The following is a 22,994-nucleotide window of genomic DNA, read 5'->3' as shown; positions in this document are numbered from 1 at the left end:
GGCGGTGAAAATCAATTGCGGTAAGACGGATCGGTGCGATCGAGCTGGCGCATCAAGGCCGGCCATTCGCGTTCGCCGGGCACGAGGATGTCGCCCTGCAATTCCCAGAACTGGCGCGCGGCCTTCTCGCAGACCTCGTGCGGCGGCATCACCAGCGTAGCGCCGGCCGCGGCCGCCGCCTGCATCTGAAGCTGGATCCGCGCGGCGCGCTCGAAATAATAGAGCAGCATGAAGGCTTCGCCCGGCGTCCGGCCGACGGTGAGGATGCCGTGATTGCGCATCAGCATCACCTTGTGCGGACCGAGATCACGCACGAGGCGCGTCTGCTCGTCGAGGTCGATGGCGACGCCTTCGTAATCGTGGAAGGCCTGGCGCTCGTAGAAGCGCATCGCGAACTGGCTGAGCGGCAGCAGGCCCTTCTCCTGCCCGGAGACCGCAACGCTGGCGTCGGAATGGGTGTGCAGCACGCAGGCCGCATCGTGGTTCGAGGTGTGGATCGCCGCATGGATCACGAAGGCCGCAACGTTCACCGCATGAGGCGTGTCGTCGAGCTTGTTACCCTCAGTGTCGATCTTGACGAGGCTCGACGCCGTGATCTCGTCGAACAGCAGGCCGTACGGGTTGATCAGGAACTGATTCTCGTGGCCCGGAACGCGAAGTGAGATGTGATTGTAGATCAGGTCGTCCATACCGAGCTTGGCGACCATGCGATAGCAGGCCGCAAGCTTGATCCGGGCATCCCACTCGGCAGGATCGATCCCGCGCGGCGCGGCTTGCGGTTCTCTGGCTGGCATCGCGTTCATTGCGGCTTCTCCTGCGCGATGGAGGACTGGAACGATTTCATGCTTTCCTCCTCGATCGCATCGAGCAAGGTGCGCTTGAGGCGGACGAATTCGGGGGAGGTGACGATCTCGGGGCGGCGCGGGCGGGGCAGCTCGACGACCTGTTCGAGCTTCACCGAGCCGGGACGGGCGGTCATGACCAGCACGCGGTCACCGAGGAAGATCGCCTCGTCGACGTCATGGGTGATGAAGAGGATGGTGCGGCGGTATTTCTGCCAGACATCGAGCAGCCAGCGCTGCATCATCGCCCGCGTCAGCGCATCGAGCGCGCCGAACGGCTCGTCGAGCAGCATCAGGTCGCGCTCGAACAGAAAGGTGCGCATCAAAGCGACGCGCTGGCGCATGCCGCCGGACAATTGATTGGGATATTGCTTCTCGAAGCCGGCGAGGCCGAACTCGGGCAGCATCTTCAGCGCCTTGGCGCGCGCCTGATCGCGCGGCATGCCCTCGACCTCGAGGGCGAGGATGGCGTTGTCCACCACGTTGCGCCAGGGAAACAGCAGGTCGCGCTGCGGCATGAAGGAGACGCGGCCGAGCAGGTCGGCGGAATGGCAGCTCTTGCCCTCGAAGCGCAGGATGCCGCCGGCATCGGGCTCTTCGAGACCAGCGACGATGTTGAAGAGGGTGCTCTTGCCGCAGCCGCTGGGGCCGACGACGGTGACGAACTCGCCGGGGGCAACGCTCGCCTCAAGTCCCGACAGCGCCGCGACGGGACCGAAGGTCTTGTTGATCGCACGCAGTTCGAGCAGCGGCTCAGGCTTCGGTTGCGCCTGCGGGGCTTCGGTGGCCGGTCCGGGATGGGGGAGGCGGGCAGCCTGCACCGGGATGTCCTTGTATAATGGCGGCGGCCATTCGCATACGAAAGCGGGCCGCGTCGAAATCTCTTAGCAACTCGTGTGCCAGTGTGATTTCCCGGCAAATCAGGCATAAGATTTGCGAGTTCGAAGGTGGATACCTCGGAGCTGCGCGCGTCTCCGCGAGAAAATCGGTCGGTTCACTGGAAGATTGGTGCCATTTTGTATACGTATATTGATATCGGAGAAACATGATGGCGGATATTGGTGCACACGCCGGAGGCAGGCGCGTGAAAAATGGGCATGAAGCCTTGCCGGCCAGCCCGGGCATGACGCTCGCCGAAAGCCTGCGCCTGAAGCTCGAAGGGGCCATTGCGGCGGGGCATCTCGAGCCGGGCAGCCGGCTCGACGAGCAGGAGATCGCGCAGCGCTTCGGCGTCTCGCGCACGCCGGTGCGGGAGGCCTTCCGCCTGATGGCCGCCAACAATCTGGTCGAGCTGCGCGGCCGGCAAGGGGCGACCGTCCGCAGCATCAAGGCGCAGGCGCTGATCGAGATGTTCCAGGTCATGGCGGAGCTGGAGGGGCTCTGTGCGCGGCTCGCCGCACGGCGTGTTTCCCAGGCCTGGGGAGCTGAAATTGGCGAGATTCACCAGCGGCTTGTGGCGGCAGGTGAAACCGGCGACATCGACGTTTTCTACGACATCAACCAGGAATTCCACGAAGCGATCTATGAAGCCTCGCGCAACGCCTTCCTGGCCGAGCAGACCCGCAAGCTGCGCAACCAGGTGGCGGCGTATCGCCGCCGGGTGACGCGCATGCCGAACCGGATCGCCGACACCATCCGCGAGCACGAGGCCATCATGCAGGCGATCCTGGCTCATGATCCGGAGCGGGCGCACAGCGCCATGCGCGACCACGTCAACCTGCTTGGCGACAACCTGCTGGACTTCCTCGCCGCCTTCGAATGATCTTCCGGCCGCTTGGTATGCAAATTGCTAGACCTTGTATATCTAGCTTGCATCCTGGAGACCCGGAGTGGACCTGAAGCTGACGAACAAGACCGCCCTCATCACCGGCGCGTCGAAAGGAATTGGACTGGCGGTGGCCGAGCTCTTCGCCGCGGAAGGGTGTCATCTGCATCTCGCCGCCCGCAACGGTGAAGCCATGCTCGAGGCCAAGAAGGCGCTCGAAGCCCGCCATGGCGTGAAGATCACGATCCATGCGCTCGACCTGTCGAGCACGTCCGCGATGGAGAAGCTGGCGGCCGAAGTCGGCGACATCGACATCCTCATCAACAATGCCGGCGACATCCCGGCCGGCTCGCTGGAAATCCTCGACGACGCCGCCTGGCGTCGCGGTTTCGATCTCAAGGTGTTCGGCTACATCACGCTGTCGCGCCTTTATTATCCGCGGATGAAGGGCAAGGACGGCGTCATCATCAACATCATCGGCAATTCCGGCGAGAACTGGGACGCGAGCTACATCGCCGGCTCGACCGGCAATGCGGCGCTGATGTCCTTCACCAAGGCGCTCGGCGGCCGCAGCCTCGACCACGGCGTGCGCGTCGTCGCGGTCAATCCGGGACCGGTTGCCACCGACCGCATGCTCAAGATCATGAAGCGCAAGGCGATCGACATGCTCGGCGACGAAAGCCGCTGGGAGGAGCTGTTCGACAAATATCCGGGCAAACGGCCCGCGACATCGGAAGAGGTCGCCGATCTCGTCGCCTTCCTGTCCTCGCCGCGGTCCGGCTACATCACCGGCACGGTGGTGACGATCGACGGCGGCATCGCCGCGCGCGGCTCGGTGATCTGAGGCGTCGATGTCGAAGCCTCAATCCGCCGCGCTGGTCCGCAACCGCTATTTCGACGAGCTCTCGGCGACGCCGGGACTTTTCTGGCTCGGCCAGAACACCAACCATATCGAGAGCCACCCCGCCGTGCGCGAGGCGATGCTGCGCTCGATCGAGGCCGGCGAGTTCAACGCCTATGCCCCGCCGCTCGGCTTCGAGGCGCTGCGCGCAGCGATCGTCGCCGATCTCGGCACGCCTAGTGCGGAAGCGCTGGTGACCGAAGGCGGCGTCAACGCGCTGGCGATGATCTGCCGCGCGCGCTGCAAGCCCGGCACCACGCTGGTGACCACCGATCCGACCTGGAAATGGCCGTGCCTGTTCGCGCGCCAGCAGGGCGCCGAGGTGATCGAGATCCCGATCTACGATCCTGCCTGCAACTACCGCCTGACGCCTGAAGCCTTGAAGGCGAATGTCGATGAGCGCACCGCGATCATCTATCTCGTCGACCCCAACAATCCGCTCGGCATCCGCTACACGCGCGAGGAGATCGAGAGTTTTGCCGCGATCGCGCGCGATTGCGGCGCGCTGCTGGTGCACGACTGCACCTATCGCGATTTCGCCGACGGCCACACGCCGGCGCTTCACGTGGCCCCGAAAGGCTCGGTGGTCTCGACCAGTTTCTCGAAATGGCTCGGGCTTGCAGGCCTGCGGATTGGGGCGCTCGTCGCCGCGCCCGAGCTGTTCGAGGAACTGGCGCAGACCTCCACCAGCGTGCTCGGTGCCAGCGTCATCGCGCAGCGCGCCGCGCAAGCAGGGCTATCGGTCAAGGCCGGATGGATGAAGAAGGTCCGCAGCACCGACCGTGCCAACAAGGCGATGATCCAGGAGGCGGCAGCCGCAATCGACGGGCTGGCGCTGCCGATCATGCCCTCGCACGGCAACTTCCTGGTGCTGGAGACCATCGCGGCGGGCATCCGCCCCGAAGCGCTGGTCGAGTGCTATCGCCGCCAGGGCATCATGATCCGCCAGGGTACCTATCACACCCAGCGTTTTGGCGACCGTTTCGTGAAGATCAGCACCTCCGTGCCGCAAGGCTGGGTCGAAAAACTCTGCACGCTGTTGCCGGAGATGGTTGCGCAGGCGCGCACGCTCAACGACCTGCCGCCGCAATTCTAGGGACGAAGCCGATGACCATGATCACAGCGAAGGACGGCGTGAAGCTGCATGTGGAAGAGGCCGGCGAGGGCACGCCGATCCTCTTCATCCATGAATTCGGCGGCAATCACGCAAGCTGGGAGCCGCAGCTGCGCTATTTCAGCCGGCGCCACCGCTGCATCAGCTACGCCGCGCGCGGCTATCCGCCGTCGGACGTGCCCGACAGCGTGGAGGCTTATTCGCAGGCGATCGCCGCGGATGATGCGGTCGCCGTGCTCGATGCGCTCGGAATCGAGAAGGCACACATCGTCGGCCTCTCCATGGGCGGGTTCTGCACGGTGCATTTCGGCCTGCGTACGCCGGAGCGCGCGCTGTCGCTCACTGTGGCCGGGGCCGGTTATGGCTGCGAGAAGGAGTTCGAGGAGTATTTTCGCGGAGTCTCGCTCGAGGTCGCCGACAATTTCGAGAAGCAGGGCGCCAAGGAATTCTCGAAGATCTATGCGCTCGGCGCGAGCCGGGTGCAGTTCCAGAACAAGGATCCGCGCGGCTGGCGGGAATTCGCCGATCGCCTCGCCACCCATTCCGATCGCGGCGCTGCCAACACCATGCGCGGCGTGCAGGCGCGGCGGCCGTCGTTCTACGACCTCGAAGACGGTTTGAAAAAGATGATGGTGCCGACGCTGGTTATCGTCGGCGACGAGGACGATCATTGCCTCCAGCCCGGCATCTTCCTGAAGAAGACCATTCCCGCCTGCGGCCTCTCGGTCTTCCCCAAGACCGGCCACACGCTCAATCTCGAAGAGCCTGCGGCGTTCAATGCGCTGCTCGCCGAATTCATCGCCCAGGTCGAAGCCGGGCGCTGGCTGCCGCGCGATCCGCGCGCGCTGCCGGGCCAGATCATGCGCACGAAGTAATCGATGACGAGCGAGCGACTGATCAACGCCGACCGGCTCTGGACCCGCTTGATGGCGCTCGCCGAGATCGGCGCGACGCCGGCCGGCGGGGTCAACCGCCAGGCGCTGAGCGACGGCGAGATCGCGGCCTGGCGTCGCGTCATCGGCTGGGCGCGCGAAGCGGGATTGACGCCGTCGACGGATGCGGCGGCAAACCTGTTCCTGACCCTGGTGGGCCGCGATCGCGCCGCGCCGCCGCTGCTGCTGGGCAGTCATCTCGATAGCCAGCCGACCGGCGGGAAGTTCGACGGTGCGGCCGGCGTGATGGCCGCACTCGAAGCGGTCGTCTCGCTCGCCGAGCAAAGCGACAAGCCTGCGCGCGATCTCATTGTCGTCGCCTGGATGAACGAGGAAGGCTCGCGCTTCGCCCCGGGCATGATGGGCTCGGAGGCCTTCACCGGGGAGCGCGGCATGGACGCGATCCGCGCCGCGCGCGATGCACAGGGTATCAGCGTCGGCGAGGCGCTCGACCGCCTCCACCAGGCTTTCCCCGATCTACCGCACCGTCCGCTCGGCTTTGCGGCCGGGGCCTATCTCGAATTGCACATCGAGCAGGGACCGCTGCTGGAGGCGGCCGGCTGCACGATCGGCGTCGTCACCGGGATCCAGGGCAAGAAGACCTTTCAGGTCGTGGTCGAGGGCGCCGAGGGCCACGCCGGTACGCTGGCGCAGTCGGAGCGGCGGGATGCGCTCGCGGCTTTTGCGCAGGTCGCGACGGCGCTCCATGCCGAGATCGGCACCATCGATGCCGACATCAAGTTCACCATTGGCCGGGTTACGGTCTCGCCGAACGCGCCGTCGGTGGTGCCGTCGCGCGTCAGCTTCAGCATCGATCTGCGCCATCCTGACAATGCGGTGCTCGATGCCGCGGGCGCGCGCATCAAAACTCTTTGCCAGGAGAAGGCCCCGCCGTGCTCTGTTACGGTGACGCCGCTGGTGGATGCGCCGTCGAACGTCTTCGATTCGCGCCTGCGCGCGAGCATCGCGAAGGCAGCGCGTGAGCAGGGGCATTCCGCCATGGCGATCCTCTCTGCCGCGGGACACGATGCCCGTCATCTCGCAAAAGTCTGTCCGGCCGCGATGATCTTCATCCCGTGCCGCGACGGGGTGAGCCATGCCGAGCACGAATGGGCCGAGCCCGATCATGTCGCCGCGGGAGCGTTCGTGCTGGCACAGGTGCTGCGCGAACTCGCCTTTGCGCCTGCAATCGAGGGGTGAAGACATCGATGCAGGATGTGGCCCCTCGGGACTACCGTGATGCGATGGCCTGTCTCGGCGCGGCCGTCAACATCGTCACGACCGACGGCGCTGCGGGCCGCGCCGGATTTACGGCATCGGCGATCTGCAGCGTGACCGATGATCCGCCGACGCTTCTGGTCTGCATCAACCGCGGCTCCTCCGCCTATGCCAGCGTGACGCGCAACAAAGTCGTGTGCGTCAACGTGCTCTCGGCACGCCACGAGCAACTGTCCCGCCTGTTCGGCGGCAAGGTGCCTGCAGAAGAGCGGTTTGCCGCCGCGGATTGGTCGACGCTCGCGACCGGCGCGCCGGTGCTGGCCGACTGTGCCGCCGCGTTCGACTGCCGGATTGCGGATGTCGTCAATGTCGGCACCCATGATGTTCTGTTCTGCCGCGTCGTCGCGCTGCAAAGATCCGGCTGCACCGACAATCTGATCTATTTCGGCCGCGCCTATCACACGATCGGGGTGACCTCTCCAGCCGAGACTGGACCGGAATCCGCTTCTGGCCCATCCTGAGGGGATGCTGGCGGCCATCGCCGGCCGTTTCAACAGCCGCCTCCACGTGATGGACAGAGATCGTCACCCGAGCAAGCGCGTCTCCCTTGCGGGAATGCATATCGACCGGACGTCGGCCGTGCCGCTGCATTTGCAGATCGCGGCCCACATCCGGGATTGCATTCTGCGCGGCGTCTTCCCGGCGGGAACGCAATTTCTGGGCTCGCGCGAGATCGCGCGGGAATTGGGCTGCTCGCGCACTGTGGTGCTGACCGCGTGGGATCTGCTTTACGCCGAGGGCTATCTGGAATCGACGCCACGCGGCAGCGTCATGGTGGCGTCCGTCGCAACGTCGCACGCGGAGCCGCCGCCGGTTGCGCCGCCCGGGGCTGCGCCCGCCCACACGTCGAAGCGCTGGCAATCACTGCTTGGCCTGGATTACGAGACCAATTGGCCGTCCGTGTTCGCACCCGGCGCGCCTGATATCTCGACGTTCCCCTTTAGGGAATGGTCGCGCCTGCTGCGCCAGACCTGGCAAAATCCGAGGGAGCAGGAGTGCCTCGATCTTCCCGCCGAAGGTCATCCGCGTCTGCGCAGCGAGATCGCGAACTTCCTCGGCTCGGTCCGCGGGCTCGTATGTTCGCCGGACGAGGTCGTGGTCACGTCAGGCACATCGGGCGCTCTGGATTTCTGCAGCCGGATGATCCTCGATCCCGGCGATGAGGTCTGGGTCGAGGAGCCCGGCTTCGTCGAGGCGCGCTGGGCGCTCACGGCTGCCGGCGCGAAGCTGGTTCCTATTCCCGTCGATGACAAGGGCCTCGTCGTCTCCGAAGGAATCCGGCGCGCGCCGGGCGCGCGGCTGATCGTGGTCACGCCGTCGCATCAATACCCGCTCGGCGTCAGCATGCACCTGGAGCGGCGCCTCGAGCTGCTCGACTGGGCCAACAGAAACGACGTCTGGGTGATCGAGGACGATTACAATTCGGAGTTCAGGCACCAGGACAGCATGATCGCCTCCTTGCGCTCGCTCGATCGCGAGGGGCGGGTGATCTATTTCGGCACCTTCTCCAAGATCATGATGCCGAACCTGCGGCTCGGCTACATCGTTGCCAACAGGCATTTCATCGCAGGATTTTCCAAGGGCCGCGCGCGGATCGACGTGCACACCTCCGGCATCGGACAGCTCGCTCTGGCCGAGTTCATGCGGGAAGGGCACCTGCTGCGGCATCTGCGCGCGATGCGGCGGGTCTATGCGAGCAGGCGTAAGGCACTGATCGAGGCGATCGCAGCGCAGATGCCGGATGACCTGACCGTGTCCTCCGCCGTCACCGGGCTGCATCTCGTCGCGCTGTTCACCGAGGCGATGCAAGCCCGGATGAGCGACCGCGAGGCGGCTGCAAGCCTGAAGCAGGCCGGCATCCATGTGCAGCCATTGTCGCAGAATTTTCTGGCGCAGCCGACCCGACAGGGCCTGGTGTTCGGCTATGGGCGGCTGCGCGTCGAGGATGCCTCGCCGCTGCTGGCGAGAATCGCGGCTTGCATCGGCAGCGGCTCCCGCAACGCAGCATCCGAGGCGGCAATCTCCTCTCATACTGTTCGTACAATAAAGAGAGGCTGAGCCGACCGCCATGCATAGCTCATAGGCAACCGGACATCCGGCGGTGCCGGTCGATCGCCTGCAAATTAGACAGACGATTTGAAGCGTTTGGATTGCAGTGCAGCGGACATCGCAATTTGCGCGGAGAAATCCGTGGTGCGCTGCACTTTTGCCGCGTGGAACGGTCCGCGCTCGCGTGCCGTCAGTGCGGGCAGCGCTGCACCAAAACGTGCAGCAGGTGGCGCGGTGCGCGGCTGAGGTCGCGCACTGGTCTAGCGGTTTGCGACAACTCTGGCCCTAGCCCGCGCCCATCGCTCTGTCGCACGCTCGCTCATGGTGGCATGAGAGGGGATGCATGATGAGCGCTCTCGGTTTGGCATTGGACGTTGCGATGGACGGGAAGGACCCGGCGTCCGGTTCGGGCATGACGCGTAGCTGACTGTGCACATGAGCTACTCCGACAATCACTGGGAGGTCGGCACCGATATCGGTGGCACCTTCACCGACATCATCGCGATCAGGCGCGATACCGCTGAAGCGCGGATCGCGAAGGTGCCGTCGCGCCCCGACGCGCCCGTCCAGGCGATGCTGGAGGCCATCGAGGCCGTGGGCCTGCGCAAGAGCGAGGTCAAGCGCTTCGTCCACGGCACCACGCGCGTCACCAACGCGATCGTCGAGGGCCGGTTGCCGAAGGTGGCGCTGGTCGCGACCGAAGGCTTTGCCGATGTGCTGGAGATCGCGCGCTATCGCCGCCGCGATCTCTACCGGCTCGACATTCCGCCGAAATCGCCGCCCTTGGTGCCGCCTGAACGATGCTTTGGGCTCGCCGAGCGCCTCGATCATGAAGGCCAGGTGCTGAAGGCGCTGGACGAAGCCGAGATCGAGCGTCTGGTTACTTGGCTGAAGCAGACCGGCGTGCAGAGCGTCGCGGTTGCTCTCCTTCACGCCTATGCCAATCCGGTACATGAAAAGATGCTGGGCGAGCGGCTCAAGGACGTCGTCGCCCATGTCTCGCTCTCGCACGAGGTCAATCCCGAGGCGCGCGAATACGAGCGGACTTCGGCAACCGTGTTCAACGCGGCGGCGATGCCGATCGCGGTGGAATATCTCAGCGAGCTGGAGCAGCGGCTGCCAATCGGTCCCGGCCTGCAGGTGTTTCATTCCGCCGGCGCCATGGTCCCGATTTCCGCGGTGAAGCGGCGACCTTTGGTGATGGCGATGTCAGGGCCTGCCGCCGGCGTCTCCGCGTCCGTCAGCATCGCGCGGCAGCTCGGCACCTCGCGCATGCTGACCTTCGACATGGGCGGCACCACGACCGACGTCTGCCTGATCGTCGACGGCCAGGCCGAGATGACCGACGGCCGCATGCTCGGCGACAAGCCGTTGCGCCAGCCGATGCTGGCGGTGCATTCGATCGGCGCGGGCGGCGGATCGATCGTCCGCTACGGTCCCGGCGGCCTCACCGTCGGCCCGGAGAGCGCCGGCTCCGAGCCGGGGCCGGCCTGCTATGGCCGCGGCGGCACCGAGCCTACCATCACCGACGCGAATGCGGTGCTCGGCTATCTCAATCCCGAAACGAAACTTGGTGACCGCATCGGCATCGACATCGAGGCCGCAAAGCGCGTCATCGAACCGATTGCCCGCGCGCTCGGATTGAACCTCACCCAAACAGCGCTCGGCATCATCAAGGTCGCGAACGCAACCATGGCCCGTGCGCTCCGGCGCGTCACGGTCGAGCGCGGCATCGACGGACGCGACTGCACGCTGCTTGCCTTCGGCGGCGGCGGCCCGATGCACGCCGCGGGTCTCGCCGATCTCTACGGGATTGCAGAGGTGGTCGTCCCGAGCGCGTCGAGTGCATTCTCCGCGCTTGGCTGCCTCACTGCCGACTTCAGTTTCCTCCAGCAGCAGACGTTGCGCGCCGCCCTCGACGGCATCGATCTTGCGCGTGTGTCGGAGCGGATCGGGACGTTGATTGACGATGCATCCGCGCCGCTGATCGCCAATGGCGTTGCGAAGGCGGAGATCCAGGTCGAGCTGGTGGCCTTGATGCGCTATGCGGCCCAGAACGATGCCATCCCGGTGCCGTTCGCCTTGCCGCTGGATGTCGTCAATCTCAAGACGGACTTTCTGGCGCGGCACAACGAGCTCTTCGGCTATGCGACCGGCGAGCCCTGCGTCATCGAGTCCGTTCGGGTGCAGGCCCGCCGCCCGTCGACGACCGTCGTCAGCCGGCCGGCGACGGCGGTGCGGGCGGTGTCGTCAGGCAAGCGGATCTGCTCGTTCGACGGCTTCCACGAGATCGCGACAGCAATCATCGACCGCGCTTCGCTCACGGAGACCGTCAGCGGTCCGGCCATCATCGAAGACGCATGGTCAACGGTGGTGGTGCCGCCGGGCTGGCAGGCAAGGCCAGATGTCGCCGGCAATCTGTTCCTGGCGCGGAGGGCGGCATGAAGCTCGATCCGTTCGTCGTCGAGGTCATCAGGCACGGGCTTTCCGCCGCGGCCGAAGAGATGAGCCTGGTGATGACGCGCTCGGCGCGCTCGCCGCTCTTGCGCGAAGCGGGCGACCTGTCGTCCGCGATCACCGATGGCCACGGCGGCCTGGTCGGGCAGGGCCGCGACATCCCGATCCATCTCGGCGCGATGGCTTACACCATCCCTGAACTGTTGAAGGTGATGCCGCGCGAAAACCTGAACGATGGCGATGTGGTGATCTATAATGTCGGCGCGCTCGGCGGCAATCACCTCAACGACGTCAAGGTCGTGCGGCCCGTCTTCGTCAACGGCGAGATCGTGGCCTTCGCGGTCAGCCTCGCGCACTGGCCCGATATCGGCGGCACGTGGCCCGGCAGCTATTTTGCCAAGGCGGTCGATACGTTCCAGGAGGCGTTGCGCATTCCACCGGTGCTGATCGCAACTGCAGCCGGCCTCAACACGCCAATCGTGCAGCTGCTCAAGGCCAACGTTCGCGATGCCGAGTCCTGCGAGGGCGATCTTCTCGCGCAGATCGCCGCGACGAAGGCCGGCGAGAAGCGTATCATCGAGCTCTGCCGCGAGCATGGCAAGGCCGTCTTCATGGCGACGCAGTCGCGCCTGCACGACCTCTCCGAGATCGAGATGCGAGAGGCGCTGCGCGACCTTCCCGATGGCGTCTATGAGGGCGAGGATTACCTCGACGACGGCAGCGCGAACAATGCGCCCGCGCGCATCCATGTGGAGATCACGATTCGCGGCGACGAGGCGACTTTCGATCTCTCCGGAAGCTGCGACCGCGTCTCGAATTTCTGCAACACGACGCCGTTCATGGCGCGCTCGGCTGTCGCCTATGCGGCGCGCATCATGAGCGGACGCGACATGCAGCAGAACGCTGGCGCGCTGCGGCCGCTGACCATCATCACGCGTCCGGGCTCGATCCTCGAGCCGGGCTGGACCGCATCGGTTGCCGCCGGCAACCACGAGACGTCCATGCGCATCGTGGACGCGATTTTTCGCGCGATGCAGGACACGATTCCCGAGCGTCTGTCGGCTGGCGGCGCGACCACCGCAGGCGTGCTGTTCTTTGCCGAGCCGCGGCCGAACGGGTCCTGGAAGATGCTTTACGAGGTCCATGGCGGCGGCGAAGGCGCGCGGCATGACCGGGCCGGCACCTCCGCGACGCGGGTGCATCTGTCCAACACCTCGAACACGCCGGTCGAAGTGATCGAGGCGAATTACGCAATCCGGCTCGAGCAACAGGCCATTCGCCGGCAGTCCGGCGGCGCGGGGGCGCATCGCGGTGGTGACGGCTCGGTCCGCACCTATCGCATCCTCGCACCCTCGATGCACCTGACCACCTGCATCGAGCGCATGGTGATGGCGCCCTGGGGCATGCAGGGCGGCTATCCCGGCAAGGCCTGCCGCATTTCGCTGGTCCGGCAGGGTGCCAACGTCGCCATCGACGGCAAGTCGAACCTGGTGTTGCAGCAAGACGATCTCGTCACGATCGAGATGTGCGGCGGCGGCGGTTACGGCGCCGCTGCGGCGAAGTGAGGGGATCCGCGATGAGCAGATTGTTGCGAACCGGACTGAATGCGGGTGATAGCGCGCCGATGGCGGTGGTCGGCGGCGAGGGCGTCTACTTTCATCTGGCGGACGGCCGCAAGCTGATCGACGGCAGCAACACCGGCGGCGGTCTCGGCCATCGGCATCCTGCGATGGTCGAGGCGATCCGCCGCGCGGCGGATACGCCTGTCGTGAACGAGGGGTGGACCTGGGTCGGCCGCGAGCGGGCCGCCGACGACCTGATGGCCACCGCGTTCAAAGGCGAGGAGGATTGGGTTGGCGCGGTGCGCTTCTGCATCAGCGGCAGCGAGGCCAACGACATGGCGTTGTCGCTCTGCCAGGCGCTGACGCAGCGTTCCGCACTGGCGACGCGCGAGCGCGCCTATCACGGCATCACCGGCTTGTCGCGCAGCATGACCGTGCAGCCGCAATGGCATGGCGGACTTGCGGTGCATGCCGGCGGCTCGAAACTCCCCGCACCGATGGCGCCGGTGCGGATCTTGCCGGCGCCGGATGGCGCGATCTATGGCGCGCCGGCCAACAATACCCCGCCGAGCGAATATCTCGCCGATGCCACGCGCCTGCTCGCGGACACGGCAGCAACGATCATCGATTACACCCAGGGCGGCATCTATTACGACGGCGCCTATCAGGACGAGGTGGCGCGCTATGCGCGGCAGGCGGGCTCGTACTGGATCGCCGACGAGGTCGTCACCGGCGCGGGCCGTGCTGGGCGCTGGTTCGCGTTCCAGGGCGCGCAAAGCCGGCCCGATATCGTGACGCTGGGCAAGTCGCTCGGCGGCGGCGCGGCGGCGGTGGCTGCAGTCGTTGTGTCCAAGGACATCGTCGAGCGGCTCAAGGGCACGAGCTGGCAGAACTACGGCACGCTGCGCGGCCATCCCATCAGCATGGCCGCCGTCAGCGCCTACCTGAAGGTCGTTGCCGACGACAGGATTCTGGAGCACGTGCAGAATCTGGAGAAGCTGTTCACCCGCCGCCTGCTCGCGATCGCGCAAAAGCATCCGAGCGTGCAGCGCGTTGCCGGGCAGGGGCTGCACTGGACGGTGGAGCTCTACGGTCCGGATTGGCGCACCTGGCATGCCGACACCACGGAGGTGCCGATCGCCTCGCGCGTCGCGGAGCGCGCGCTGGAGGCCGGCGCGGTGATCGGGACCAGCGGCGAGCAGACCTCACTGTTTCTGGCGCCGCCGCTGGTGATCTCCGAGCGCGAGGCTACGCTGCTGCTCGACGCGCTCGACCACGGCCTCGACATCGCCGACAGGGAGCACGGGTGACCGCCGACCACGCAGCACCTCGCCGCTCGCCGGCCTGGCCGGCGGATGAGCCCTGGCATCTCGCGATGCCGGAGGGGACGCTGTACGACGCGCTGGCGCGGGCCGCGCATGCAAGGCCTTCGCACCCGGCGACGGTGTTTTACGGCGCGAGCCTGAGTTACGCCGAGTTGCGCGACCGTGTCGATGCCATGGCCGGCTTCCTGCAAGGCGTTTGCGGCATCAAGCGCGGCGACCGCGTCATGATCGCGCTGCAGAACTCGCCGCAATATGTCATCGCCTATTATGCGGTGATGCGGGCGGACGCCGTGATCGTGCCGGTCAATCCCATGAACAAGACCGCCGAGATCGCGTATCTCGCCGCGGACAGCGGCGCTGGGGTCGCGATCATCGGCAGCGAGCTGAGCGATGTGTTTGCTCCGCTGGTGGGTGAGGCCATCACGCATGCTGTCGTTGCGCAGTACCGCGACGAGGTTCCGGCCGCGACACCTTACACGCTGCCGTCATGTGTGACCGAAGCGCCGTTCGAGGTACCGGCGCTGCCGGGCTGGCACGCCTGGTCGTTCGCGATCGCGCAAGGCCTGCAGCCGGGTGCGATGGAGACTGGGCCGGACGATCTGATGATCCTGCCCTATACCTCGGGGACAACAGGCAAGCCCAAGGCCTGCATGCATACCCATCGCAGCGCGCTGTTCACCGCCGTGTTGCAGGCGCGGTGGTACGGGCTCGACGGCGGCGACGTGATGACCGGCTTCATGCCACTGTTCCATGTCGCGGGCATGCAGGGTTCGATGAATGCCGCCATCGTCAGCGGTGCCACGCTGCTGCTGATGGCGCGCTGGGACAAGGATCTGCTCCCCGACCTGTTCGAGACCCATGGCGTCACGTTCTGGAACGCCGCGCCGACCATGATCGTGGATGTGCTCGCAAGCGCCAGCTTCCGCGACAGCTGCTTTGCGAAGCTCAAGGTGTTGACCGGCGGTGGCGCGGCGATGCCGACGGCCGTCGCTGAACGGCTGAAAGGCCGCTTCGGCCTCGATTTCGTCGAGGGCTACGGCATGACCGAGACGATGTCGCCGACGCATCTCAATCCGATGGCCGCGCCGAAGCGGCAGTGCCTCGGCATCGCCGTGCACGAGACCGACGCAAGGATCATTGATCCCGAAAGCCTGATCGAGCTCGACGACAACGTGGTCGGCGAGATCGTCGTGCACGGGCCGCAGGTGCTGCAAGGTTACTGGAACAGGCCGGAGGCGGATGCCGAGGCCTTCATCGAGCGGGACGGCAAGCGGTTCCTGCGCACGGGCGATCTCGGCTATCGCGATGCCGAAGGCTATTTCTTCGCCGTGGACCGACTGAAGCGGATGATCAATGTCAGCGGCTTCAAGGTGTGGCCGGCCGAGGTTGAGGCGGCGATGTACCAGAACCGCGCCATCCGCGAGTGCTGCATCGTCTCGGCGCCGGACGGCTATCGCGGCGAGACCGTCAAGGCGCTGGTGGTGCTGGATGAAGCCGCGCGCGCGACGATTTCGGCCGACGACATCGTCGGCTGGGCGCGCGGCGCGATGGCGAGCTACAAGGCGCCGCGCGCCGTCGTCTTCGTCGAGTCCCTGCCGCGCACCGCCAGCAACAAGATCAACTGGCGGCTCTTGCAGGACGCCGAATGGGGGCGGACGGCATGAAAGGTGCTTGGCTGGAAAAGCGGTGCGAGGCTGCGTTATGCTGCAAGCGCCGGAACATCCCTAGAGCTGCCGCTTCCCCCGAGAGATCACCAGGAATTTGCTGATGCGCATCGTCAATGTCGCCGCCGCCCAGATGGGCCCGATCCAGAAAGCCGACAGCCGCGAGGCCGTGGTCAAGCGTATGATCGCGCTGATGGACGAGGCCAAGAGCAAGGGCGCCGACCTGATCGTCTATCCCGAGCTGGCGCTGACGACGTTCTTTCCGCGCTGGTATGTCGAGGACCGTTCCGAGTTCGACATCTGGTTCGAGCGCGAGATGCCGAACGCGGCGACGAAACCGCTGTTCGAGCGCGCGGCACAGCACGGCATGGCGATGAATTTCGGCTATGCCGAGCTGACGCCGGACGGTCATCATTTCAACACCGCGATCCTGACCGACAAGTCCGGCAAGATCGTCGGCAAATATCGCAAGGTGCATCTGCCCGGCCATGTCGAATACGACACCAAGCGCTCGCATCAGCACCTGGAGAAGCGCTATTTCGAGCCGGGCGATCTCGGCTTCAACGTCTGGCGCGAGCTCGGCGGCATCATCGGCATGGCGATCTGCAATGACAGGCGCTGGCCCGAGACCTATCGCGTCATGGGCCTGCAGGGCGTCGAGATGGTGCTGATCGGCTACAACACGCCGTCCGTGAATGCAGAGAAGAGCGAGGAGGGCGTCGAGAAGCGCCTATTCCATAACCGTCTCTCCGTGCAGGCGGGCGCCTATCAGAATGCGACCTGGGTGGTCGCCGTCGGCAAGGCCGGCAATGAGGACGGCCACCCGCTGTTCGGCGGCAGCCTGATCGTCGATCCCAATGGCGAGATCGTCGCCGAGGCCAAGACCGAAGACGATGAGGTTCTGGTCCACGCCTGCGACCTCGATGCCACCACCTTCGGCAAGACCACGATCTTCGATTTTGCCCGGCATCGCCGCATCGAGCATTACGGCCTGATCACCAGCCAGACCGGCGCGGTGCCGCCGCCGGAGAAGTGACGCCGATGGCTGACAAAGGCATATCACTGCGTGAGCTCGATCCGCGCGATCGCTACAAGCTGCTCTGCGGCGTGGTGGTGCCGCGGCCGATTGCGCTGGTGACGACGCTGGACGAGAACGGTGCGGTGAATGCCGCACCGTTCAGCTTCTTCAACGTGTTCTCGGAAAACCCCGCGCTGATCGTGCTCGGGCTCCAGCACAAGCCGGATCACTCGCCGAAGGACACCACCCGTAACATCCATCGCGACGGCGAGTTCGTCGTGCACATGGTGGACGAGGCGCTGTCGGTCGCGATGAACGACTGCGCGGTCGATTTTCCCTCCGGGGACAGCGAGGTCGCCGCGACGGGGCTTGCGACGCTGCCCTCGATCGATGTGAAAGTGCCGCGCCTCGCCGCCGCGCCCTTTGCGCTGGAATGCCGGCGCCATGTCGTGCTGAATTTCTCGCCGGATCGCGAGCTCCTGGTCGGCGAGGTGCTCAGGGTGCACGCCCGCGAGGGCCTTGTCGACACCGCCAACATGTATGTCGATCTCGAGGCCTACCGGCCGATCGGCCGCATGTTCGGCAATCTCTACACCACGCAGCGGGACACGTTTGCTTTGACACGCGAGAGCCATGCGCAATGGCTCGCGCGTCAGGACACCAAAGAGCTGAAGGACGCCTAGTGAGCCGAGAACTGCACCGTACCCAGCGCCATGGTGACGGCCGCCTGTGTCGGGTCGATCACGGGAATGCGCAGCGCGTCTTCCAGTGGACGGCGGTGGCGCGCCATGCCGGCGCAGCCCATCACGATGGCGCGGGCGCCGTCCTCATCGCGCAGCGCGCGGCCGATCTCGATCATTTTGGCCAACGTGCCTTCGCCCGAGGCGGTTTCGGCGACGCTCATGTTCAGCGGCCGCTCGCCGGCGAGGCGCTCGGTCAGCCCCATCTGCCTGAGATAGCGCATGTGACGCGGGATCGAGCGCTGCGCGATCGCAATCACACCGAAGGTCTCCGCGCGCGAAAGCGCCGTCAGCACGCCGCACTCGGCAATGCCGAACACGGGCCGGTCGGTGCCTTCGCGGCAGACCTGAAGGCCGGGATCGCTGTAGCAGGCAATGACGAAGGCAGCCGAGCTGTTGTCGCTTTCGACCAGCTTTCGCAGCGGCATTGCAACGCTGTCGACGTCGGCCTGACTTTCGATGCCGAACGGACCTTCGGCCAGCGTCTGGCAGACCACCTCCGGCCCGCTCTCGAAACCGAGCGGCTTCAACGCATCCTCCAGCCCTTGCGTGACCTTTTGGTTGGAGTTCGGGTTGATGACGAGAATGCGCGGCCGGGACATGATGGTCTTCCTGCGAAATTACAAGTGCGTGCCTTGAGCCTATCACGGAGTGCCTCATGACTGAACCCGCTTACGATCTGATCATCCGCGGCGGCCGCGTCGCCACCACGACCGATGTGTTCGAGGCCGACGTCGCCATCTCCGGCGAGACCATCGCAGCCATCGGTAAGGGCCTTCCGGCGGCCAAGCGCGAGATCGATGCGCGCGGCAAGCTGGTGCTGCCCGGCGGCGTCGACAGCCACGCCCATATCGAGCAGCTGTCGGCCGCCGGCATCATGAACGCCGACACGTTCGAGAGCGCGACCGTTTCCGCGGCCTTCGGCGGCACCACCACGGTGATCCCGTTCGCCGCCCAGCATGTCGGCATGAAGCTGCCGCAGGTGGTGGAGGACTATCACGCGCTGGCAAAGAAGGGCGCGGTGATCGACTACGCCTTTCACATGATCATTGCGGATGCGACCAAGGAGACGGTCGAGGAGCACATCCCGGCGCTGGTGAAACAGGGGCATGCGTCGATCAAGACCTTCATGACTTATGACCGCCTCAAGGTCGATGACGAGCCCTTGCTCGACATCCTGCTCGCCGCGCGGCAGTCCGGCGCGATGCTGTGCGCCCATGCCGAGAACCACGGCATCATCGCCTGGATGGTGAAGCGGCTGCTTTCGCGCGGCTACACCATGCCGAAATACCATGCCGTCAGTCACGCCCGCGTCTCGGAGGCGGAAGCCTTTACCCGGCTGATCGGCATGGCGGCGCTGATCGACCAGCCGATCATGATCTTCCATGTCTCGACCGCCGAAGGCGCCAAGGTGATCCGCGACTCCCGCGGGCAGGGGCTCAAGGTCTTCGCCGAGACCTGTCCGCAATATCTGTTCCTGACCGCCAATGATCTCGACAAGCCCGGATCTGAGGGCGCCAAGTGGATGTGCAGTCCGCCGCCGCGCACGCATGCCGACCAGGAAGCGCTGTGGCAGGCGCTCTCGCTCGGCGATCTCCAGACCATCTCGTCGGATCATGCGCCGTATCGCTATGACGAGACCGGCAAGCTGCGCGCCGGTCCCAATCCGAGCTTCAAGCAGGTCGCCAACGGCCTGCCGGGACTGGAGCTGCGGCTGCCGCTGCTGTTCGATGCGATGGTGTCGAAGGGCCGGCTTGGCCTCGAAAAATTCGTCGAGCTGACCGCGACGGCGCCCGCAAAAATCTACAATCTGCATCCGCGCAAGGGCTCGATCGCGGTCGGGGCCGATGCCGATATCGCGATCTGGGATCCCAACCGCGAGGTCACCATCGCGGACGAGATGATGCATGACCTCACCGGCTACACGCCGTTCGCGGGCCGCAAGCTGAAAGGCTGGCCCGTGTCGGTGCTCTCGCGCGGCCGCGTGATCATCGACGGCAACAAATGTCTCGCGAGCGCCGGCAGCGGAAAATTCCTGGCGCGCAGCGGCGGCGAGGCGGCGAAGCCCACCGGCCGGCTCGTCGCCGACATGGACCCGGAACGGAATTTCGGAGCAAAACTGCTGTGATGGTGGATCGCGCGCGATGAAGATCGTCGTCTTCGGCGGCACCGGCTTTGTCGGCCTCAATCTTGCCGAGGTGCTGCTCGCGCGTGGGCACGAGGTGACGCTGCATGATCGTGCGCCGTTGCCTTCGGCTGCGCAGCGATCTCTTGCTGACTATGGCGCACGGCTTAAAGCGGTGCAGGGCGATATCACCGACGCAGACACCATCGACGCCCTTATCGCAAAGGGCTGCGATGCGATCGTGCTGGGCGCGGCGGTTACGGCGGGCGAAGAGCTCGAGCGGGCATCGCCCGCGCGCGTTCTCGAGATCAACGTGATGGCGCAGATCCCCATTTTGCTTGCGGCGATCCGCCATGGTGTTCGCCGGGTCGTCAATCTGTCGTCGGCATCGGCTTACGGCGCATCGGGCGCGCGGTTCGAGGTCCTGGACGAGGAAACGCCCTGCGATCCCGTCTCGTTCTACGCCATCAGCAAGTTCACCTCGGAACGATCGGTGGCACGGCATGCCGAACTTTTTGGCGGCGATTTCCTGAGCGTGCGCCTAAGTGCCGTGTTCGGTCCGTGGGAGCGGCCCGGCGCGGTGCGCGATACGCCGAGCCTCCAGTTCCAGATTCTGGCGGCGTTTGCGCGCGGCGAGCCGGCGATCATGCCTGCCCCTGGCATGAAGGACTGGACCTATGCGCCGGACGCGGCCGAAGCGGTGGCGGTGCTGATCGAAGCCGAGCGGCCGCGCCACCGGCTCTACAACATCTCCAGCGGCACGGCCTGGTCGGCGCTGCAATGGGGCGAGGCCTTTGCGGCGCTGCATCCCGGGCTGGATTGTCGGCTCGCGTCTTCGGGAGAGAAGACCTTCATCAAGCTCCACGGTGGGGATCGGGCGCCGATGTCGGTCGCGCGGATGGCCGACGAGTTCGGCTGGCGCGCGCGGTTCGGTTGCGCCGAGTCCGCCGCCGCAATGAGCGCCTGGTGGATGCAGCACAGGGAGGGAATCTGACATGCGGCTGCAGGGGCGCACCGCCATCATCACCGGCGCGGGCTCGGGCATTGGCCGCGCCAGCGCAAAACTGTTTGCGGAGGAGGGCGCCCGTCTTGCGCTAGTCGATCGCGATGCCGCTGGTCTTGAGGAGACGCTGAGCCTGGTCGGCGAGGCAACGACACATGTCGGTGACGTCGGTGATGCCGGCTTCGCAGAAGCCGTCGTCGGCGATGTCGTGGCGCGGCACGGCCGGCTCGACATCCTGATGACGGCGGCCGGCTTCTCCTGCGGCGGCACGGTGCTGACCACAAGCCTTGAAGACTGGGACGCCGTGTTCCGCACCAATGTCGGCGGCACCTGGCTGTGGGCGCGGGCCGCCGTGCCGCAGATGCAGCGGCAGCAGAGCGGCTCGATCATCACGCTGGCCTCGCAGCTGGCGATGGCCGGCGGCAAGGGCAACAGCGCCTATATCGCCGCCAAGGGCGCGATCGTCAGCCTGACGCGGACGATGGCGGTGGATTTCGCAACGGACGGCATTCGCGTCAACGCGATTGCGCCGGGCGCGATCGATACGCCGATGCTTCGCCGCAGCTTTGCCCGTCACGCCAATTCGGACGAGGTACGCGAAGCCTCCCGCAACCGCCACGCCATGAAGCGGTTCGGCGCGGCGGAAGAGATCGCGCAGACCGCGCTGCATCTCGCCAGCGATGCCTCTTCGTTCACGACGGGTACGGTGATGGTGGTCGACGGGGGCTGGCTCGCGGCATGAGTGAGGCACTCACCCAGCTCGAAGCCGATATTCGCGCCGATCTCGCGATGATCGCGCATCCCGGCGCCGCGTGGCTCGAACCCAAGGTGGGGCCGGATGGCAAGCCGGCGCTGGATGTCCTCATCATCGGTGCCGGCCAATCCGGCATCGCCATCGGTTTCGGCCTGATGCGCTCCCGCGTCAGCAACATCCTGCTGCTCGACAAGGCCGCGGAGGGGAAGGAAGGCCCGTGGCTCACCTATGCCCGCATGCCGACGCTGCGCAGCCCGAAGGACTACACGGGCCCCGATCTCGATATCCCGAGCCTGACTTACCAGTCCTGGCACGAGGCCCGCTTCGGCAAGGACAGCTGGCAGCAGCTCGGCCTGATCGAGCGCGGCCATTGGGCGGAGTATCTGCTCTGGCTGCGGCGCACGATCGGCTTGCCGGTGCGCAACGCTTGTGAGCTGCTGGAGATCGCGCCTGCATCTGACGGCCTGCTCGCCGCGCGCGTGAAGCGTGCCGGCGAGGTCGAGACGCTCTACGCCCGCAAGATCGTGCTGGCGACAGGGCAGGAGGGTGTGGGCGGTTGGGTGATCCCAGAGCAGCTAGCGCAACTGCCGGCGAGCTCCGTTGCAACCGTGGCCGACGACATCGATTTCGAACGCCTGCGCGGCAAGCGTGTCGCCGTGATCGGCGCCGGCGCATCCGCCTTCGACAATGCGGCGACCGCGCTGGAGGCGGGGGCCGCCGAGGTGCACCTGCTGTGCCGCCGCGCGCAGATCCAGGTGATCCAGCCCTATCGCTGGCTCACCTTTCGCGGGTTCCTGCGTCATCTCAGCGATCTCGACGATGCCTGGCGCTGGCGCTTCATGCGCAAGATCCTCGAGATGCGCGAGGGATTTCCGCAACCGACTTACGATCGCTGCGCGCGTCACGCCAATTTCACATTGCACGAGGGCGCGCCGGTCGAAGCCGCGCGCGAGACCGGCAAAGGCGTTGAATTGCTGACGCCACGCGGAACCATCTCCGCCGATTTCATCATCTGCGGCACTGGCATCGACATGGACTTTGCCGGGCGCGGTGAGCTCTCCAGATTTGCCGGCAACATCGCCACCTGGGCCGATCGCTATCATCCGCCGGAAAACGAGCGCAACGAACGGCTCGGCCGCTTCCCATACCTTGCCGATGATTACGCCTTCACCGAGCGGATGCCCGGAAAGACGCCCTGGATCTCCGACATACATCTCTTCGCCATCGCCTCCACCATGAGCTTCGGTCCGTCCGGATCGTCGATCAACGCGATGACGACCGCCGTTCCAAAGCTGGTTCACGGCCTGACGCGCGGCCTGTTCCGCGCCGATATCGCGCATCACTGGGCCTCGCTCAGCGCCTATGACGTGCCGCAGGCCGTGGTCACGCGGCCGGCGCGAAAGGCGGAGGAATCGCTGTGATCATCCATGCGCCGCCGCGACGAAGCGTCCGCAAAAACGCCCGA

General features: G+C 65.9%; 20 protein-coding genes. 17 read left to right on the top strand and 3 right to left on the bottom strand.

The genetic code is table 11. The features are described 5' to 3' along the window. Positions 1 to 11: 11 nt before the first annotated feature. Both JQ592_RS00505 and JQ592_RS00500 read right to left on the bottom strand, forming a co-directional pair. Positions 12 to 803: a class II aldolase/adducin family protein gene (locus JQ592_RS00505; protein ID WP_211400975.1), complete on the bottom strand. Its 792-nt coding sequence runs from the start codon at positions 801 to 803 to the stop codon at positions 12 to 14. Further along, on the bottom strand, positions 800 to 1,663 hold the full coding sequence (locus tag JQ592_RS00500; protein ID WP_211400974.1) for an ABC transporter ATP-binding protein: 864 nt from the start codon (positions 1,661 to 1,663) through the stop codon (positions 800 to 802). The genes JQ592_RS00505 and JQ592_RS00500 overlap by 4 nt, the downstream gene beginning before the upstream one ends. Positions 1,664 to 1,926: 263 nt before the next feature. Between JQ592_RS00500 and JQ592_RS00495 the strand changes: the two genes are divergently transcribed. From JQ592_RS00495 to JQ592_RS00435, 13 genes are all read left to right on the top strand, one after another. Then, positions 1,927 to 2,604, top strand: a complete 678-nt coding sequence (locus tag JQ592_RS00495; RefSeq protein WP_211400973.1) for a GntR family transcriptional regulator — start codon at positions 1,927 to 1,929, stop codon at positions 2,602 to 2,604. Positions 2,605 to 2,671: 67 nt separating this feature from the next. Beyond that, complete coding sequence (locus tag JQ592_RS00490) at positions 2,672 to 3,451, top strand: SDR family oxidoreductase (RefSeq protein ID WP_211400972.1); 780 nt, start codon at positions 2,672 to 2,674, stop codon at positions 3,449 to 3,451. 7 nt (positions 3,452 to 3,458) lie between these two features. Then, positions 3,459 to 4,604, top strand: a complete 1,146-nt coding sequence (locus JQ592_RS00485) for a pyridoxal phosphate-dependent aminotransferase (protein WP_211400971.1) — start codon at positions 3,459 to 3,461, stop codon at positions 4,602 to 4,604. A gap of 11 nt (positions 4,605 to 4,615) precedes the next feature. Next, complete coding sequence (locus JQ592_RS00480) at positions 4,616 to 5,497, top strand: alpha/beta fold hydrolase (RefSeq protein ID WP_211400970.1); 882 nt, start codon at positions 4,616 to 4,618, stop codon at positions 5,495 to 5,497. 3 nt (positions 5,498 to 5,500) lie between these two features. Beyond that, positions 5,501 to 6,754: a Zn-dependent hydrolase gene (locus JQ592_RS00475; RefSeq protein WP_211400969.1), complete on the top strand. Its 1,254-nt coding sequence runs from the start codon at positions 5,501 to 5,503 to the stop codon at positions 6,752 to 6,754. 8 nt (positions 6,755 to 6,762) lie between these two features. Further along, the gene (locus JQ592_RS00470; protein WP_211400968.1) at positions 6,763 to 7,293 is read left to right on the top strand and encodes a flavin reductase; all 531 of its coding nucleotides are present in this window, start codon (positions 6,763 to 6,765) and stop codon (positions 7,291 to 7,293) included. Positions 7,294 to 7,297: 4 nt separating this feature from the next. Beyond that, positions 7,298 to 8,890, top strand: coding sequence for a PLP-dependent aminotransferase family protein (locus JQ592_RS00465; protein ID WP_246820072.1), 1,593 nt, complete (start codon positions 7,298 to 7,300; stop codon positions 8,888 to 8,890). Between the two features lie 426 nt (positions 8,891 to 9,316). Continuing rightward, the gene (locus JQ592_RS00460) at positions 9,317 to 11,326 is read left to right on the top strand and encodes a hydantoinase/oxoprolinase family protein (RefSeq protein ID WP_211400967.1); all 2,010 of its coding nucleotides are present in this window, start codon (positions 9,317 to 9,319) and stop codon (positions 11,324 to 11,326) included. Further along, positions 11,323 to 12,903, top strand: coding sequence for a hydantoinase B/oxoprolinase family protein (locus JQ592_RS00455; RefSeq protein ID WP_211400966.1), 1,581 nt, complete (start codon positions 11,323 to 11,325; stop codon positions 12,901 to 12,903). Before JQ592_RS00460 ends, JQ592_RS00455 begins: the two co-directional genes overlap by 4 nt. An 11-nt stretch (positions 12,904 to 12,914) precedes the next feature. Continuing rightward, the gene (locus tag JQ592_RS00450; RefSeq protein ID WP_211400965.1) at positions 12,915 to 14,210 is read left to right on the top strand and encodes an aminotransferase class III-fold pyridoxal phosphate-dependent enzyme; all 1,296 of its coding nucleotides are present in this window, start codon (positions 12,915 to 12,917) and stop codon (positions 14,208 to 14,210) included. Further along, entirely contained in the window at positions 14,207 to 15,889 is a 1,683-nt protein-coding gene (locus JQ592_RS00445) for a long-chain-fatty-acid--CoA ligase (protein ID WP_211400964.1), read from the top strand. The genes JQ592_RS00450 and JQ592_RS00445 overlap by 4 nt, the downstream gene beginning before the upstream one ends. 103 nt (positions 15,890 to 15,992) lie before the next feature. Continuing rightward, the gene (locus JQ592_RS00440) at positions 15,993 to 16,925 is read left to right on the top strand and encodes an N-carbamoyl-D-amino-acid hydrolase (protein WP_211400963.1); all 933 of its coding nucleotides are present in this window, start codon (positions 15,993 to 15,995) and stop codon (positions 16,923 to 16,925) included. A gap of 5 nt (positions 16,926 to 16,930) precedes the next feature. Then, positions 16,931 to 17,590, top strand: a complete 660-nt coding sequence (locus JQ592_RS00435) for a flavin reductase family protein (RefSeq protein WP_211400962.1) — start codon at positions 16,931 to 16,933, stop codon at positions 17,588 to 17,590. Here the strand turns inward: JQ592_RS00435 and JQ592_RS00430 are convergent. Next, positions 17,587 to 18,249, bottom strand: coding sequence for an aspartate/glutamate racemase family protein (locus JQ592_RS00430; RefSeq protein WP_211400961.1), 663 nt, complete (start codon positions 18,247 to 18,249; stop codon positions 17,587 to 17,589). The genes JQ592_RS00435 and JQ592_RS00430 overlap by 4 nt on opposite strands. A 56-nt stretch (positions 18,250 to 18,305) precedes the next feature. On the opposite strand from JQ592_RS00430, the gene hydA reads away from it, so the two are divergent. From hydA to JQ592_RS00410, 4 genes are read left to right on the top strand one after another with little or no spacing between them, the layout of a single operon-like run. Further along, complete coding sequence (gene hydA / locus JQ592_RS00425) at positions 18,306 to 19,775, top strand: dihydropyrimidinase (RefSeq protein WP_211400960.1); 1,470 nt, start codon at positions 18,306 to 18,308, stop codon at positions 19,773 to 19,775. A 16-nt stretch (positions 19,776 to 19,791) separates the two neighbouring features. Continuing rightward, positions 19,792 to 20,766 carry an NAD-dependent epimerase/dehydratase family protein gene (locus JQ592_RS00420; protein ID WP_211400959.1) on the top strand — a complete coding sequence of 325 codons (975 nt, stop codon included), beginning with the start codon at positions 19,792 to 19,794 and terminating at the stop codon, positions 20,764 to 20,766. 1 nt (position 20,767) lies between these two features. Continuing rightward, positions 20,768 to 21,517: an SDR family oxidoreductase gene (locus tag JQ592_RS00415; protein WP_211400958.1), complete on the top strand. Its 750-nt coding sequence runs from the start codon at positions 20,768 to 20,770 to the stop codon at positions 21,515 to 21,517. Continuing rightward, positions 21,514 to 22,950, top strand: a complete 1,437-nt coding sequence (locus tag JQ592_RS00410) for an NAD(P)-binding domain-containing protein (RefSeq protein WP_211400957.1) — start codon at positions 21,514 to 21,516, stop codon at positions 22,948 to 22,950. Before JQ592_RS00415 ends, JQ592_RS00410 begins: the two co-directional genes overlap by 4 nt. The last annotated feature ends 44 nt before the right edge of the window (positions 22,951 to 22,994 follow it).

It is taken from the genome of Bradyrhizobium iriomotense, from assembly GCF_018129405.1.
GTDB lineage: Bacteria > Pseudomonadota > Alphaproteobacteria > Rhizobiales > Xanthobacteraceae > Bradyrhizobium > Bradyrhizobium iriomotense_B.
Note: the sequence above shows the minus strand (reverse complement) of the source record. Positions and strands in the feature narration are given on the sequence as shown.

Coding starts and splice junctions, on each gene's coding strand:
- JQ592_RS00505 (WP_211400975.1), bottom strand. CDS start 803: ATGAACGCGATGCCAGCCAGAGAACCGCAAGCCGCGCCGCGCGGGATC.
- JQ592_RS00485 (WP_211400971.1), top strand. CDS start 3,459: ATGTCGAAGCCTCAATCCGCCGCGCTGGTCCGCAACCGCTATTTCGAC.
- JQ592_RS00480 (WP_211400970.1), top strand. CDS start 4,616: ATGACCATGATCACAGCGAAGGACGGCGTGAAGCTGCATGTGGAAGAG.
- JQ592_RS00475 (WP_211400969.1), top strand. CDS start 5,501: ATGACGAGCGAGCGACTGATCAACGCCGACCGGCTCTGGACCCGCTTG.
- JQ592_RS00470 (WP_211400968.1), top strand. CDS start 6,763: ATGCAGGATGTGGCCCCTCGGGACTACCGTGATGCGATGGCCTGTCTC.
- JQ592_RS00465 (WP_246820072.1), top strand. CDS start 7,298: ATGCTGGCGGCCATCGCCGGCCGTTTCAACAGCCGCCTCCACGTGATG.
- JQ592_RS00460 (WP_211400967.1), top strand. CDS start 9,317: ATGAGCTACTCCGACAATCACTGGGAGGTCGGCACCGATATCGGTGGC.
- JQ592_RS00455 (WP_211400966.1), top strand. CDS start 11,323: ATGAAGCTCGATCCGTTCGTCGTCGAGGTCATCAGGCACGGGCTTTCC.
- JQ592_RS00450 (WP_211400965.1), top strand. CDS start 12,915: ATGAGCAGATTGTTGCGAACCGGACTGAATGCGGGTGATAGCGCGCCG.
- JQ592_RS00440 (WP_211400963.1), top strand. CDS start 15,993: ATGCGCATCGTCAATGTCGCCGCCGCCCAGATGGGCCCGATCCAGAAA.
- JQ592_RS00435 (WP_211400962.1), top strand. CDS start 16,931: ATGGCTGACAAAGGCATATCACTGCGTGAGCTCGATCCGCGCGATCGC.
- JQ592_RS00430 (WP_211400961.1), bottom strand. CDS start 18,249: ATGTCCCGGCCGCGCATTCTCGTCATCAACCCGAACTCCAACCAAAAG.
- hydA (WP_211400960.1), top strand. CDS start 18,306: ATGACTGAACCCGCTTACGATCTGATCATCCGCGGCGGCCGCGTCGCC.
- JQ592_RS00420 (WP_211400959.1), top strand. CDS start 19,792: ATGAAGATCGTCGTCTTCGGCGGCACCGGCTTTGTCGGCCTCAATCTT.
- JQ592_RS00415 (WP_211400958.1), top strand. CDS start 20,768: ATGCGGCTGCAGGGGCGCACCGCCATCATCACCGGCGCGGGCTCGGGC.
- JQ592_RS00410 (WP_211400957.1), top strand. CDS start 21,514: ATGAGTGAGGCACTCACCCAGCTCGAAGCCGATATTCGCGCCGATCTC.